Annotated in this window: 16 protein-coding genes; 11 read left to right on the top strand and 5 right to left on the bottom strand. The window is 70.1% G+C overall.

The window, feature by feature from the left end; translation table 11 throughout:
* The first annotated feature begins 49 nt into the window (after positions 1 to 49).
* From KUG43_RS03525 to KUG43_RS03485, 9 genes are all read left to right on the top strand, one after another.
* Positions 50 to 1,222 (top strand): hypothetical protein, encoded by a 1,173-nt coding sequence (locus KUG43_RS03525; protein ID WP_216906096.1) that lies wholly within the window; start codon positions 50 to 52, stop codon positions 1,220 to 1,222.
* Positions 1,219 to 1,977, top strand: coding sequence for a phosphoribosylaminoimidazolesuccinocarboxamide synthase (gene purC, locus KUG43_RS03520; RefSeq protein WP_216906094.1), 759 nt, complete (start codon positions 1,219 to 1,221; stop codon positions 1,975 to 1,977). Before KUG43_RS03525 ends, purC begins: the two co-directional genes overlap by 4 nt.
* Positions 1,978 to 2,020: 43 nt before the next feature.
* Positions 2,021 to 4,417: a BamA/TamA family outer membrane protein gene (locus KUG43_RS03515; protein ID WP_216906091.1), complete on the top strand. Its 2,397-nt coding sequence runs from the start codon at positions 2,021 to 2,023 to the stop codon at positions 4,415 to 4,417.
* Positions 4,417 to 5,289, top strand: coding sequence for a UDP-3-O-acyl-N-acetylglucosamine deacetylase (gene lpxC / locus KUG43_RS03510; protein WP_353617916.1), 873 nt, complete (start codon positions 4,417 to 4,419; stop codon positions 5,287 to 5,289). The genes KUG43_RS03515 and lpxC overlap by 1 nt, the downstream gene beginning before the upstream one ends.
* A 79-nt stretch (positions 5,290 to 5,368) precedes the next feature.
* Complete coding sequence (fabZ, locus tag KUG43_RS03505; RefSeq protein ID WP_216906269.1) at positions 5,369 to 5,797, top strand: 3-hydroxyacyl-ACP dehydratase FabZ; 429 nt, start codon at positions 5,369 to 5,371, stop codon at positions 5,795 to 5,797.
* Between the two features lie 19 nt (positions 5,798 to 5,816).
* Complete coding sequence (gene lpxA, locus KUG43_RS03500; RefSeq protein ID WP_216906085.1) at positions 5,817 to 6,623, top strand: acyl-ACP--UDP-N-acetylglucosamine O-acyltransferase; 807 nt, start codon at positions 5,817 to 5,819, stop codon at positions 6,621 to 6,623.
* A complete protein-coding gene (gene lpxB / locus KUG43_RS03495; protein WP_216906083.1) occupies positions 6,623 to 7,801 on the top strand; it encodes a lipid-A-disaccharide synthase in 1,179 nt (392 codons plus the stop codon). The genes lpxA and lpxB overlap by 1 nt, the downstream gene beginning before the upstream one ends.
* 11 nt (positions 7,802 to 7,812) lie before the next feature.
* On the top strand, positions 7,813 to 8,439 hold the full coding sequence (gene msrA, locus KUG43_RS03490) for a peptide-methionine (S)-S-oxide reductase MsrA (RefSeq protein ID WP_216906080.1): 627 nt from the start codon (positions 7,813 to 7,815) through the stop codon (positions 8,437 to 8,439).
* Between the two features lie 98 nt (positions 8,440 to 8,537).
* A complete protein-coding gene (locus tag KUG43_RS03485; RefSeq protein WP_216906078.1) occupies positions 8,538 to 8,741 on the top strand; it encodes a hypothetical protein in 204 nt (67 codons plus the stop codon).
* Positions 8,742 to 8,744: 3 nt separating this feature from the next.
* On the opposite strand, the gene KUG43_RS03480 is transcribed toward KUG43_RS03485, so the two are convergent.
* The 5 genes from KUG43_RS03480 to KUG43_RS17220 form a co-directional block, all read right to left on the bottom strand.
* Positions 8,745 to 9,020, bottom strand: a complete 276-nt coding sequence (locus tag KUG43_RS03480) for a hypothetical protein (RefSeq protein ID WP_106220326.1) — start codon at positions 9,018 to 9,020, stop codon at positions 8,745 to 8,747.
* Between the two features lie 83 nt (positions 9,021 to 9,103).
* A complete protein-coding gene (locus tag KUG43_RS03475) occupies positions 9,104 to 10,606 on the bottom strand; it encodes a leucyl aminopeptidase (protein ID WP_216906076.1) in 1,503 nt (500 codons plus the stop codon).
* A 48-nt stretch (positions 10,607 to 10,654) separates the two neighbouring features.
* Complete coding sequence (locus KUG43_RS03470; RefSeq protein WP_216906074.1) at positions 10,655 to 11,263, bottom strand: GIY-YIG nuclease family protein; 609 nt, start codon at positions 11,261 to 11,263, stop codon at positions 10,655 to 10,657.
* The gene (locus KUG43_RS03465) at positions 11,260 to 11,931 is read right to left on the bottom strand and encodes a ComEA family DNA-binding protein (protein ID WP_216906072.1); all 672 of its coding nucleotides are present in this window, start codon (positions 11,929 to 11,931) and stop codon (positions 11,260 to 11,262) included. Before KUG43_RS03465 ends, KUG43_RS03470 begins: the two co-directional genes overlap by 4 nt.
* Positions 11,932 to 11,963: 32 nt before the next feature.
* Positions 11,964 to 12,668, bottom strand: coding sequence for a LuxR C-terminal-related transcriptional regulator (locus KUG43_RS17220; RefSeq protein WP_216906070.1), 705 nt, complete (start codon positions 12,666 to 12,668; stop codon positions 11,964 to 11,966).
* 161 nt (positions 12,669 to 12,829) lie between these two features.
* Between KUG43_RS17220 and KUG43_RS03455 the strand changes: the two genes are divergently transcribed.
* Together KUG43_RS03455 and KUG43_RS03450 are read left to right on the top strand one after the other, a co-directional pair.
* Positions 12,830 to 13,153, top strand: a complete 324-nt coding sequence (locus tag KUG43_RS03455; protein WP_216906068.1) for a DUF1825 family protein — start codon at positions 12,830 to 12,832, stop codon at positions 13,151 to 13,153.
* Positions 13,154 to 13,159: 6 nt separating this feature from the next.
* A complete protein-coding gene (locus KUG43_RS03450) occupies positions 13,160 to 14,536 on the top strand; it encodes a flavin monoamine oxidase family protein (RefSeq protein ID WP_216906066.1) in 1,377 nt (458 codons plus the stop codon).
* Positions 14,537 to 14,544 lie beyond the last annotated feature (8 nt).

Genomic DNA, 14,544 nt, shown 5'->3' with positions numbered 1-14,544 from the left:
GCACGGGTGCTGCACCGGTTGCCCTGACCTGCCTTGCTGCCACTCCCCTTTGCCATTCTCTCCGACCGCCGCCTCGACCGCTGCCCCCCCCCGCGGATCCGGTCCGACCACCGGCCCGCCCCTGCGCGGGCAGCGGTGGCCACTGGAGTGGCGATCGACGCTCCTGGGGACCCTCGGAGCCCTGGCCCTCCTGGGCCTGTGCACGCCGCTGGCGGCTGCGGCGGCCACCCCCACGACCGCTGCCCCTGCGCCGGCACCAGAGCAGGCACCCCAGGGTGCTGCCGCCGACGGGCCCGCACCCGGACCCACCGGGGTGACGGAGAAGTCTGAAGAACCGCCACCCCTCCTCAGTGACAAGGCCTTTGCCGAGCTGCTGCGCGACGGGGACCTGGAGCAGCTCGACGCGGCCTGTCGCCAGAGCGCCGAAGCCGATCTGGGCGAGCGGCTGAGGCAGCTGCAGCAGCGGCTGCTGACGCTCCATCCGGCCCCCCAGCCCCTGGAGGTGGTGCTTGCCAACGCCGACGTGCTGCTCAGCTGCCGGGCCCCCAGCGAGGCGATGGACGTGCTCAACCGCTTCGGACCGGCCGCCGGAGCCGAGCGGGTGCAGTGGTTGCAACTGCAGTGGCGGGCCGCCTCGGCGGGACTGGACCACCGCCGGGCCGCCCTGGCCCTGGAGCGGCTGCGGCAGGAGAGCGGTACATCCCTCGATGGCATCGCCCTGCCGCTGCAACGTCGGGAGGATGGCACCGTGATCAGTCGCTCCGCCTTGGAGTTGCTGGCCCTGCATCTGGAATCGCGGGGCTTTCCCCGGGTCGGCGGTGCACTGCTGGTGCGGGCCCGTCAGGGCGGCCTGGCGGGAGCCCTGCGGCTGCAGCAAGCGGTGGGGCTGCTGGAGGAACTGCCGGCGCCGGAGCGGGAGGCCCTGCTGGAGGCGGCCCTCGACCAGGCGGCCGCGGCGGGGGCCTGGGGTCTGGTGGCGGAGCTGCTGGACACCCAGGCCGCCCTGCCCTCCGGGCGGGCCGTGGAGAGGCGTCTGCGGCTCAGCGGCCGTATCGACGACGCCTATGGGGAATGGCGCTGGCGGCGCGAGGATCCGGCTTCGGCCCCGCGCACCCGCCAGCTGGAGATCCAGCTGCGCTCCCCCCGCGACCCCGGCGGCCATGCCGCCGATCTCCCGGTACCGGCGACGGAACCGGCACCGACCACAGCACCCGTCCCATGACCCTGACCCCTGCCACCGGCTCCCTGCTCTACGAAGGCAAGGCCAAGCGGGTGTACGCCACCGACCAGCACGACCTGGTGGCCGTCGAATACAAGGACGACGCCACGGCCTTCAATGCCCTCAAGAAGGCCCAGCTGCTCGGCAAGGGGGCCCTCAACTGCCGCATCTCCGCCCTGCTGTTCGAGCACCTGGAGCGGCTGGGCGTGCCCACCCACTACCTGGGCCTGCAGGGAGATCACTGGATGATGGTCCGACCGGTGCGGGTGGTGCCGGTGGAAGTGGTGGTGCGCAACGTGGCCGCCGGTTCCCTGTGCCGCCAGATGCCGATTGCGGCAGGCACCCGGCTGGAGCCGCCGCTTCTCGATCTGTACTACAAGGACGACGCCCTGGGCGATCCCCTGCTCAGCGAAGCGCGGCTGGAGCGGCTCGCGCTGGTGACGCCCGCCCAACTGGAGTCGATCAGGGAACTGGCCTTCCGCGTCAACGGCGCCCTGGGCCAGCTGTTCGCCCAGGTGGGTCTCGAACTGGTGGATTTCAAGATCGAACTTGGGTTCACCAGCACCGGTGAACTGGTGGTGGCGGACGAGATCAGCCCCGACACCTGCCGCCTCTGGAACCAGGCGGTGAGCGATGCCCAGGAGCGAATTCTCGACAAGGACCGTTTCCGCCAGGACCTGGGCGGTGTTGTCGAGGCCTACGGGGAGGTCCTCAAACGGGTCCAAGGGGTCTGTCCCGAACCGAGGGTCTACGGGTAAGGTCAGCGGAATTTGCGGCCTGGCCGCTCTGCAGACGACATCCATGATTGGCGTTCGCCTCGGCAGGCCCCACACCCTTCGAAGCGTCACGCCCCGGGCGGCGACCGCCTCCCTGCCCCTGCTCGTGGCCCTGCTGCTGACCGGCGGCCAGGCCGGGGCGGCCGAGAATCTCCCCACCAAGCGGGAGGGGCAGGCCCCGGTGCCCTCGCTGGCCCAGGCCGGCGCCGATCCTTTTGCCACCCCGGCCGACGTCGCCCCTGCCCCCGCCGGCACCCCAGCGGCACCGGCCCCCGAAGCCACACCTGCCAGTCCAGCCGTTCCGGCCACCCCAACCCCAGGCGCCCCCGCCGCCAGCGACGACCGGCCCGGCAAACCCACCCTGGGTCCAGCCCCCTCGCCTGCGGCCACGGCCGAGCCGAGGGTGCTGATCAGCGAGGTGGTGATCGAAGGCCTGGCCGACCATCCCGAGCGGGAGCGGCTGGAATTGGCGGCCTACGCCGCCATGGCGGTGACCCCCGGCAACGCCATCACCCGCAGCGAACTGGAAACGGACCTGCAGGCCATCTACGCCACGGGCTGGTTCTCCGATGTCCGGATCCAGCCCCAGGACGGCCCGCTGGGGGTGCGGCTGGTGGTCTCGGTGGTGCCCAATCCGGTGCTCACCAAGGTGAGCCTCGATCCCGCCGACGCCAAGGTGCCGGAAACGGTGGTGCAGGACACCTTCGCCGGGGATTACGGCAAAACCCTCAACCTGGTCACCCTGCAGGGCCGCATGCAGGAACTGCAGAAGTGGTATGCCGACCAGGGCTTCTCCCTGGCCCGCGTCACCGGCCCCTCCCGCGTCGGCCCCGATGGCGACGTTCAGTTGCTGGTGCGCCAGGGCACGGTCAAGGGTGTGGAGGTGCAGTTCCTCAACAAAGAAGGATCGGCCACCAACGACAAGGGCCAGCCGATCAAGGGCAAGACCAAGGAATGGGTGATCACCCGAGAGATCTCCATCAAGACCGGCGAAGTCTTCAACCGCCGCAACCTGGAGGACGACCTCAAGCGTCTCTACGGCACCGGTCTGTTCAGCGATGTCAAGGTGACCCTGCGTCCCGAACCGGAGGATCCCGGCTCGGTCGTGATCGTGCTGGGGGTGGTTGAGCAGTCGACCGGTTCCCTCTCCGGTGGTCTGGGCTACAGCCAGAGCCAGGGGGTCTTCGGCCAGATCCAGGTGCAGGACAGCAACCTGTTCGGCCGCGCCTGGGATCTCTCCACCAGCTTCACCTACGGCCAGTTCGGCGGCCTGGCCGACATCTCCTTCAGCGACCCCTGGATCAAGGGGGACAGGTACCGCACCGCCTTCCGCTTCAAGGCCTTCATCAGCCGGGACGCCCCCCAGGTGTTCCAGAGCCAGGAGGGAGGCAACATCTTCACCGTCGCCGACTTTTACCAGGCCCCTGGCACCCAGGTCGCCTACAACATTTTTTCGCCGTTCAACCCCCTCCTGGATGTCTTCCCGTCGGTGACGGCGGCCCGCATCGCCGCCGAAACCACCGGTCAGAACCTCAGCTGGTTCCAGTTCGACGGCAACAGCGTCCTGATCCAGCGCGTCGGCGCCAACGTTCAATTCGTGCGGCCCCTCAACGGCGGCAACCCCTTCAAGCGGGCCCCCTGGACCGTTCTGCTCGGTCTCACCGGCCAGGTGGCCACGCCGATGGATTTCTCCGGCACCTCCCGCCGCTTCGGTCTGGCCACCCCGAACGAATCCACTGCGCTGTTCACCGCTCCGACCAACTCGATCATCTGCCTGGCCTACAACTGCGCCGCCCGCAACCAATTGCTGGGCCTGCGGCTGGCGGCGACGATGAGCACCCTCAACGATCCACGCAACCCCACCCAGGGCAACTTCCTCAGCCTCGGCACCGAACAGTTCTTCTCGGTGGGTCCCGATTCCCCCACCTTCAACCGGCTGCGGGGCAGCTTCACCCACTACATCCCGGTGCGCTGGCTGAAGTTCTACAAGGGGTGCCGGCCCAAGGCCGGCGAAACCGAGGACTGCAAACAGGCTCTGGCCTTCCAGGTGTCCGCCGGCACGGTCATCGGCGACCTGCCGCCCTATGAGGCCTTCTGCCTGGGCGGCGGCAACTCGGTGCGTGGTTACTTCGACTGCGACCTCGGTGTGGGCCGCAGCTTCGGTGAGGCCACGATCGAATACCGGTTCCCCCTGTTCAGCATCGTCAGCGGCGAGCTGTTCATCGATGGCGGCACCACCTTCGGCAGCCAGACGAAAGTGCCCGGCAACCTGGGCGGGTTGCTCAACAAGCCCGGTTCCGGCTTCTCGATCGGCACCGGTCTGATCGTCACCACCCCGGTCGGCCCGCTGCGCCTTGAGGTGGCCAGCCAGGACTTCACCGGCGAATGGCGCTTCAACCTCGGCGTGGGCTGGAAGTTCTAGTGACCAGCTGGCCCAGCGACTACCGCCAGGCCTGGACCCTCAGCTCCAGCGTGGAGCGCACCGGGGTGGGTCTGCACAGCGGCGCCGTTTCGCGGGTCCGGCTCGGCCCTTCGGAACGGCCGGGCTACTGGCTGGGCTGGCTGGACGACCCACAACGGCCCCTACTGCAACTGGGCCCCGGCCAGGTGAGCGACACCCGCCTCTGCACCTGCCTGCAGCTGGGGGATCGGCGCCTGGCCACGGTGGAGCACCTGCTGGCGGCCCTCGCCGGCACCGGCGTCAGCCAGGCGGAGCTCCTGGTGGACGGGGAGGAGATCCCGCTGCTCGACGGATCGGGGCTTCCCTGGGTCGAAGCGATCGGTGAGGCGGGGCTCAGCAGCCGGGGGGAGCGCCTCGAGCCCCCCTTGCCGGCCCTGCCCCTCACCCTCCAGCAGGGTCAGAGCTTTGTGGTGGCCCTGCCGTCCGACCGGCTGCGCCTGGCGGCGGCCATCGACTTTCCCCAGGCGGCCATCGGCCGCCAGCTCTATGCCCTGGATCTCACCCCGGCGGGCTTTGTGGCGGAGATCGCCCCGGCCCGCACCTTCGGCTTCCGGGAGCAGGTGGAGCAGTTGCTGGCGGCCGGTCTGATCCGTGGCGGTGCCCTCGACAATGCCCTGGTGTGTGACGGCGACGGCTGGGTCAATCCGCCGCTGCGCTTCGGCGACGAACCGGTGCGCCATAAGCTGCTGGACCTGCTGGGAGATCTGGCGTTGGTGGGCCTTCCCAGGGCCCACGTCTTCGCCTACCGCGGTTCCCATGGCCTGCACACCGCCATGGCCGCGGCCCTTGCGGCCCAGGCGTCCCGCCTGCCCGTGCCCGTTCCGACCCACTGATTCCTTGACCGTTCTTCCTTCCGCCGCTCCTGAGGCCGCCCCGGCGGTCTGCCCCGACGCCGATGTGGCACGGGCCGTGGTGCTCAGCAGCGAGCAGATCCTCAACCTGCTCCCCCATCGCTATCCCTTCGCCCTGGTGGATCGGGTGGTGGAGTACGTCCCCGGCAAGCGGGCGGTGGCGCTCAAGAACGTCACCTTCAACGAACCGCAGTTCCAGGGCCATTTCCCCGGCCGTCCGCTGATGCCCGGCGTGCTGATCGTCGAAGCCATGGCCCAGGTGGGAGGCCTGATCGTCACCCAGATGCCCGATCTGCCCAAGGGCCTGTTCGTCTTCGCGGGTATTGACGGCGTGCGCTTCCGCAGGCCCGTGGTGCCCGGCGACCAGCTCCTGATCACCTGCGAATTGCTCAGCCTGAAGCGCAAACGCTTCGGCAAGGTGCGCGCCACTGCCACGGTCGATGGCGAGCGGGTCTGCTCGGGCGAGCTGATGTTCTCGCTCGTGGACTGACGCGATGTCGAGTACTGCCATGACGACATCCGTGCATCCCACGGCCCTGGTCGATCCCCGGGCCCGGCTGGCCCCCGGCGTGGAGATCGGCCCCTATTCGGTCATCGGTCCGGAGGTGGAGATCGGCGAGGGCAGTCGCATCGGCCCCCATGTCGTGATCGACGGACGGGTGCGGATGGGCAAGGGCAACCGGATCTTCCCGGGGGCCTGCATCGGCCTCGAGCCCCAGGACCTCAAGTACGGCGGAGCCCCCACCGAAGTGGTGATGGGGGACGAGAACACGATCCGCGAGTGCGTCACCATCAACCGCGCCACCGCCGAAGGGGAGAGCACCGTCCTGGGCAACGGCAACCTGCTGATGGCCTACAGCCACATCGGCCACAACTGCCAGCTCTCTGACCGCATCGTGATCGCCAACGGTGTGGCGGTGGCGGGCCACGTGGTGATCGGGGAGCGGGCCGTGATCGGTGGCGTGCTCGGCATCCACCAGTTCGTCCACATCGGCAGCCTGGCGATGGTGGGCGGCATGAGCCGCATCGACCGCGACGTGCCCCCGTTCATGACGGTGGAGGGCCACCCCGGCCGCCTCCGTGGCCTGAACCGCGTCGGGCTGCGCCGCAGCGGCGTGGCCCAGCTCGACGACGGCGCCCAGTTCCGCCAGCTGCAGGATCTCTGGACCCTCATCTACCGCAGCGATCTGGTGCTGGCGGCCGCCCTGCGGCAGGCGCGGGAGCGTCCCCTGCTGGCGGCGGCCGACGAACTGTGCGCCTTTCTGGAGGCCTCGGTGGGGCCGGGCCGGCGCGGACCGCTGCCGGCCCAGCGCTGATGGTGCGACTCCTGGTCAGCACCGGAGAGGTCTCCGGTGATCTGCAGGGTTCCCTGCTGGTCAAGGCCCTGCACGAGGAGGCGGCCCGCCGTTCCCTGCCCCTTGATGTGGTGGCCCTCGGGGGCAGTCGGATGGAGCGGGCCGGCGCCCAGCTCCTGGCGGACACCACCAAGCTCGGAGCCATCGGCCTGTGGGAACCGATCCCCCTGGTGATTCCCACCCTCAAGCTGCAGGCCCGGGTGCGCCGCTGGTTGCGGCTGCACCCTCCGGATGCGGTGGTGCTGATCGATTACATGGGGGCGAATGTGAACCTGGGTCTGCGCCTGCGGCGGCTCTACCCCGATGTACCCATCACTTACTACATCGCCCCCCAGGAATGGGCCTTCCGCCTCGGCGACGGCGGCACCACCCGGCTGATCGGCTTCACCGATCGCATCCTGGCGATCTTCCCGGAGGAGGCCAGCTTCTACGCCGAACGGGGCGCCCAGGTCACCTGGGTGGGCCATCCCCTGATCGACACCCTGCAGCAGCGACCGACGCGCCAGGAGGCCCGCCAGCAGCTGGGCCTGCCCCAGGAGGCTCCGGTGCTGCTGATGCTGCCCGCCTCACGGCGGCAGGAGCTGCGCTACGTGTTGCCGCCGATGGCCGCTGCGGTGGCCAAGCTGCAGCGGCAGCGTCCTGATCTGCAGGTGCTGCTGCCGGCTGGCCTGCCGGGGTTCGAGGCGGTGCTTGCCGAGACCATGCAGGCGGCCGGAGCCACGGCGGTGCGGGTGATCCCGGCCGGTGAGGCCGATGCCCTGCGGCCCCTGCTCTGTGCCGCAGCCGATGCCGCCCTGACCAAGTCCGGCACCGCCAACCTGGAACTGGCCCTGCGGGGAGTGCCCCAGGTGACCGGCTATCGGGTCAGCCGGCCGACGGCGTTTCTGGCGAAACATGTGATCCATTTCAATGTGGCGCACATTTCTCCGGTGAACCTGGTGCTGGGGGAACGGCTCGTGCCGGAACTGCTGCAGGACGACTTCACCCCGGACGCCATCCTGGCGGCCCTGCTGCCCCTGTTCGATCCCGCCTCCGGGGCACGGGAGCGGGTGCAGGAGGGCTACGTTCGGCTACGGCAGAAGCTGGGGGAGCCGGGCGTCACCCGCCGGGCAGCGACGGCAATCCTCGAACCGTTCTAGGGACACACGCCATGCGACTGATCGCGCTGCTGCTGGGGCTGCTGCTCGCCCTGGGGGGGCCGGTGGCTCCAGCCCTGGCGGCCACGGAGGAGGCCGTTCTGGCGGGCGGTTGTTTCTGGTGCCTGGAGCACGATCTGGAGGTGCTCCCCGGCGTCCTGGACGTGGAGAGCGGCTACAGCGGTGGCAAGAGCGCCAACCCCACCTACAAGCAGGTCTCGGCAGGGGGGAGTGGCCATCAGGAGGTGGTGCGGGTGCGCTTTGACAACACCGAAATCCGCTACGAGACGCTGCTGCGGGCCTACTGGCGCAACATCGACCCCCTCGACGGCGGCGGTCAGTTCTGCGACCGCGGCGATTCCTACCGGCCGGTGATCTTCACCACCAGCGCCAACCAGGCCGTGGAGGCCCGCAACAGCCTGGTGGCCGCTGCCCGGGAGCTGGGTAAACCGGCGGCCGCACTCAAGGTGGCGATCCGGCCCCTGGCCAAGTTCTGGCCGGCGGAGGGGTACCACCAGAACTACGCCAAGCGCAATGGCGTCCGATACAACTACTACCGCTGGTCCTGTGGCCGCGACCGGCGCCTGGACACGGTCTGGGGACGGCGGGCCCGCAGCAGTCAGCGCTGGCAGGGCAGCTGAGCCGAACCCGGCCGGATGATGCAGAGACGGTGCTTTTCCACCCTGTCGCGACCCCGAAGAATGCCCTAGCGTTTAGGCGTTCACGGGAGGGCTTCTGTATGTATCTGCTGACCATCCGTGACGGTCTGCAGACGCGGCATATCGGGCCCTACGCGAGCCCCAGGCAGGCGTCCGACGACCTTGACAAGCTTCAGGCCAGCTTTGGTGAAAAGGCCACCTGGCAGATCCATCGCCTGGAATCCCCCGCCGAGCTGCACGTCCACGTGAGCGGCAGGGGCGACACCGAACCGGTGGCGGTCTGAACCTCAGGCCCGGGGCGGGGTGCGGGGGTAGCCGCGCAGCAGGCCGCTCTCGACCATCAGGCCGACGCCCGCATTGATCAGGATCAGCCCCAGGGCTCCGTACCAGACCCATGGACCGGCCTCAGGCAGCGACTGCCCCTGATCGGCCGCTGCCGCCAGGGCTGACCAGGTCTGGATGCCCTTGCGGATCACCCCCTCCCCGAACAGGCACAGGCCGGCGGGGAGCAGGAGCACACCGAGCTGGGCCTTCACGTACCAGCGGATCTTGTGAACGGCCATGGGGCGATGCGTTGTCTGGTCTGGAAGCAAACCTAGGCCTCAACCTTCAGCCGCCAGGGCCGGCGGGGCCGGTGGCGAAAGGATCAGCTGGCGGCACCGGCCACCAGCCAGGCCACCAGGGTGCGAACCCCAAAGCCGGTGGCCCCGGCGGGATCCTCCCCGCGGGCTTTGTCGCTCCAGACGGTCCCGGCAATGTCGAGGTGGGCCCAGGGCAGCCCATTGGTGACAAAGTCCTGCAGGAAGAGGGCGGCGGTGATGGAGCCCCCCGGCCGGGGACCGGTGTTCTTCAGGTCGGCGATGTGGCTCTTGAGCCCCTTCTTGTAGGAGGAGCGCAGGGGCATTCGCCACAAGGCCTCCCCAGCGGCGTTGCCGGCGCTCAGCAGGGCCTCGGCCAGGCCGTTGCTGGGGGACCAGAGCCCGGCAATCTCCTCGCCGAGGGCAATCACGCAGGCGCCGGTGAGGGTGGCGAGATCGACGATGGCATCCGGCTCCAGGCCGCAGGCATAGACGAGGGCATCGGCCAGGGTGAGCCGCCCTTCCGCATCGGTGTTGTTGATCTCGATGGTCTTGCCGTTGGAGGCGGTGAGCACATCACCCGGGTGGATGGCGCCGCCGCTGATCATGTTTTCGCAGCTGGCCACGATCACATGCACCTCCAGGCCGGCGGGCCGGATTTCGGCGATGGCACGGGCGGCCCCCAAGACCGCGGCGCTGCCGCCCATGTCGTACTTCATCATCTCGATCTGGGAGCCGGCCGTCTTGAGGTTGTAGCCGCCGGAATCGAAGGTGAGCCCCTTGCCCACCAGCACCACCCGCCGGCTCACCTCCCCGGCGGGCCGGTAGGTGAGATGGATGAACTTGGGGGGCAGGTCCGAGCCCTGGGCCACCCCCAGGTAGGCCCCCATGCCCAGGGCCTCGCAGTCGTCCCGCTCCAGCACCTTGAGCTCGAGGCCGAAGGCGTCGGCAATGGCGGCGGCCTCCTCGGCCAGGGACTGGGGGGTCGCCTTGTTGGGCGGTGCCGCCACCAGCCGCCGGGCCAGTTCCACGCCGCTGCAGGTGGCCGCCACATGGGCCAGGCCCGCCTCGGCGCCTGCCGCAACGCCGAGCAGGCTCACCAGAGAGGGAAGGGATGAGGGTTCCGCCTCGCTTTTGAAGCGCTGGTCGGCATAGAGCCCAAGCCGCACCGCTTCGGCCATGGCAGCGGCGGCCGCCGCCGGCTCCAGCCCCTCCACCGGAAGCCAGAGACCGAGTTCCACGGCACCGGCGGCGGCAGCACTGCGGGCCACTTCGGCACTGGCCTGGCGCAGGGCCTCGAGGCCGAAGTCGGCCGGATCCCCCAGGCCCACCAGGATCAGGCTGGCCGGGGAGCCACCCGGCCTCTCCAGGGTGATGGTCTGACCGGGCTTGGCCTCGAAGCGGCGGCGCTGCAGCAAGGCTTCGAGCCCCTCGCCCACCAGCTCCTGGGCCAGGGCCCGACCGCTTCCCGCAGCGGGGGCAAACAGGCCCACCACCAGGGTGTCACCCGTCCAGGTCTCCTTGAGAGCACCGGGGACGGCAGGGGTGACGGCAAGACAGCGAAACTCCATGGACCCAGCGCAGGCGACCCATGATCGTAGCCAGCCTTGCCCTGGTCTTCAGGCGGGGTCGGCCGTGAACGGCGTGGCCCAGCGCTCCCTGGTCTCCTTGTTGAACGGCGGCAGCCAGCGCCGGATCAGGGCCTGCTCCAGGGCCCGGCGCGGGGACACCGCCGCCGGCACGTCGCTCCAGAAGCGGATGCTTGGCCGCGCCTCCAGCCCCACCCGGGCCAGCGCCTCGCCATAGGCCGCCAGGTACCCCTTGCAGTCGTGGTCGCCCTTCCAGCGCTGATCGGCCCGCCCCGTCTCACCGACGTAGAGCAGGAGCGGCACAGGCAGCCCCGCAGGCCGATCCATCACCAGGTAGAGGGCCGCCCCCCGCTGGGGCAGCCGGGGCCAGCGCCAGAAGGAGAGGCTCTGGGGACTCAGGCTGAGGGGATCGAACCGGAGCGCCACGGCGTCGGGATCGCCGGGGTCGGCCGCCATCGGGAAGAGCTGACCCTGCAGCAGGGGGGCGGCCCCGCCGGCCGCGGCTTCGGCATAGAGCGGCCCCTGGTGCTCGGCCAGCCGGCCCTGCCAGGTGAGCAGCTGCTGCCGCAGCAGGGGGAGCTCCAGGAACGGTGAGGCGCCGGCCACTCCTGCCGTGAACAGGTCCCCCTGCCGGCTCATGGGGCCGGCCGCCGGGACGGCGGCAGCACCGGTCCGGGGGCGGCGGCGTAGCGGAACCGACCGATCCAGCGTTCGGCCTGGTCGGCGGAAAGCTGCAGCCGCTGCTGCAGATCAGCCAGGTCCCGGAAGGGCTCGCGGGCCCTCTCCTGCAACAGCCGCCGGCAGTGCTCCGGCCCCAGGCCGAGACGCTCCCGCAGCAGGCCCTCGGAGGCCTGGTTGATCGCCAGGGGCACCGGCACCTCGGCAGACGCCGAATCCGCGGATCGGGCGAAACGAAGCACCGGCATCCAGATCAGCACCTGCTCGGGGGGGACCTGCAGCGCCCCGGCCAGTTCCCCGGGGCCGCGCCACTGCAGGCCGTCGCGCTGCAGACGGATCAGCCGATCCACCAGATCGGGCCGGCAGCCCGGCAACCGCAGCCAGTCGCCGGCAGCGGCAACGTTCACCTCCAGCGTCCAACCCAGGGCGGCCGCGTGCCGCACCTCAGCGGCATCGCGGAGCCGCAGGTTGGGGTTGTGGGCCAGCTTGAGGCCGAGCAGCTCCCGCTCCACCGCCTCGTCGGTCCCACCGGCAAGGGGGACGGGGGCGGCCGGTGGGGGCGGCGGCAGCTGCCCGGTGGCCACCAGCAGCCGGCGGGCCAGGGGATCCAGCCAGTGGCGCCCTGCCATTGAGGCCCACCTGCATCACGTCGGGCCTGAAGCTAGCGGGTGCTTCCGGGTCGGGGCCACTCGACCAGGCCCAGCCGCAGACCGGTGACCACCGCCTGGATGCGACCACTGACCCGCAGCTTGAGGAGCACATTGCGCACGTGGGTCTTGACCGTGTCGACCGAGACCATCAGCTCCCCGGCGATCTCGGGATTGCTGAGGCCCCGCACCACCCGGTCGAGCACCTGCCGTTCACGGGCACTGAGCCGCTCGTGCCCGGCGCCGGGCTCCTGGCCGGCGCGGAAGGCGCCGGCCAGGGAACGGTCCAGGTACATCCCGCCGCCGATGACGGTGTGCAGGGCCTGCAGGCCGGAGCCGTGCAACAGACGCGACTCCGGCACGATGGCGTCGCAACCGGCGCGCAGGGCCGCCTGGATCAAGGCCAGCTGGTGCTCCTGGGACACCACCAGCAGGGTGCGGACCTCGGGATGGCGGCGCTTGACCTGCACCACCAGGTCGACGCCACAGCCTTCCTCCAAGCGGTCGCTGACCAGGAGCAGGCTGGGTTGGTGCTGGCGCACCAGGGCCAGGCCCTCGGCGGCGGTGGTGGCGGCAGCCAGGATCCGGGCGGGGGTGCCCATCAGCAGGGCCACCTGGGCCCGGCTGCCCAGGCAGAGCACCAACCGGACGCCCTTCAGCAGAACCTGTCCCTGGCTGACGTCGTCACGCACCTGGGGCAGCAGGGGGGTGAGGTCCACGGGAACAGGGGGCTCGACCGCCCCAGCGGATGGAGATCCATCTTCAACAGGTGCTGCGCATCCATTCGGTAGCGGCCATGGCGATACGTGGATCCGCACTCCCCAGGCGCCCCCGGCCTCTGCAGAATCGATGTCTTCAGCAGACCGGAGCCAACCTCCCCATGGCTTTCTTCGAGTCCGAGATCGTCCAGGACGAGGCGAAACGGCTGTTCACCGATTACCAGCAGCTGATGCAGCTGGGCAGCGAGTACGGCAAGTTCGATCGCGAAGGCAAAAAGCTTTATATCGAACGGATGGAGGAGATGATGGAGCGCTACCAGGTGTTCATGAAGCGCTTCGAATTATCCGAGGACTTCCAGGCCAAGCTCACCGTTGAACAGCTGCGCACCCAGCTTGGCCAGTTCGGCCTCACCCCGGAACAGATGTTCGAGCAGATGACCCTCACCCTGGAGCGCATGAAGAGCCAACTGGAAGCCGCCGGCTGAACCCCCGTGAACGATGTCGTCGTTGTCGGAGCGGGGCTGGCGGGGCTGGTGGCGGCACGGCAACTGCGACGGGCTGGCCTGTCGGTAGGGGTGATTGAGGCGGCGCCCTCGGTGGGGGGCCGCATGGTGCGCACCCCCCTGCAGGTGGAGGGGGCCCGGACGCCGGCCTGGGTCGACCTTGGCGGGCAGTGGGTGGGACCGAGCCATTCCCGTTTCCTGGCCTTGCTTGAGGCCCACGGTCTGCGCCGTTTCCCCTCCCCCCACGGCGGTGAGACCGTCCTCTGCTTCGGCTCCCATCGCTGCACCTTCAGCGGCTTCTTCCAGGGGTTCCCGGAGGGTCAGCCACCGTCGGTCCCCAGCCGCGACTGGGACGATGCCATGGCGGCCCTGAAACAGTTCCAGGCCCTGGTGGCGTCCCTGCCCGAGGGCCATCCCCATCACCATCCCGGCGCCGCCGAACTCGACCGGCTGAGCTTCCAGGACTGGATCGATGCCCACACCCACACCCCCTTCGCCGCCTGGTACTTCGCCTATTTCTGCCGCGCCGTCGGCTTTCTCGGCCCGGCGGAACCCGATCAGGTGTCCTTGCTGCACGTGGCCTGGGGACAGCGCACGGCGTCCCAGGGGGACCACCCCGAGGAGGATCTGATCCACGGCGGTGCCGGCCAGTTGCCGGCGTTGCTGGCCGCAGGCCTGGGGGACGCCCTGGTGCTGGGAGAGCCCGTGCGGGCCATCCTTCAGCCCGAGGGAGAGGCGGCTGTCGAGGTGATCACCGATCGCGCCAGCCACCACTGCCGGGCCGTGATCGTGGCCATGCCGCCGGCGCTGGCGGGCGCCATCCGCTTCACGCCGGCATTGCCGACCGACCGGCTCGCCCTGCAGGAGGGGATGGCCATGGGGAACTGCACCAAGGTGCTGATCGCCTATGGGCGGCCCTGGTGGCGCGAGGCGGGGCTCTCCGGCATCGGCATCGGCGACCGTCCCTGGGTGGAGTTGTGCGCCGACAGCTCCGATCCGGAAACGGGCCTGGGGGTGCTCGCCGCCTTCGTGGTGGGTCGCCGCCGGGAGCGCTGGGCTGCCCTGGGAGCGGACCAGCGACGGGCCGCGGTCCTGGAGGATCTGGCCGCCTACTTCGGCCCGATGGCCCTGGAACCACTGGAGTACGTGGAGAAGAACTGGCCCGAGGAACCCTTCGTCGGCGGCGCCTTCGCCGCCTGGATGCCCCCTGGCCTGTGGACCCGCAGCGGCGACGCCCTGCTGCGGCCCCACGGCCGGGTGTTCTGGGCCGGCACCGAGGTGGCGGAGCGCTGGCCGGGTTTCTTCGAGGGTGCCGTGGACAGTGGCGAGAGGGCGGCCGCCGCCGTGGCCGCCCTGCTGGGCTGATCAACCGG

It is taken from the genome of Synechococcus sp. CCY 0621 (assembly GCF_019038465.1).
Taxonomy (GTDB): domain Bacteria; phylum Cyanobacteriota; class Cyanobacteriia; order PCC-6307; family Cyanobiaceae; genus Cyanobium.
This window is presented reverse-complemented; position numbering and strand designations above follow the sequence as displayed.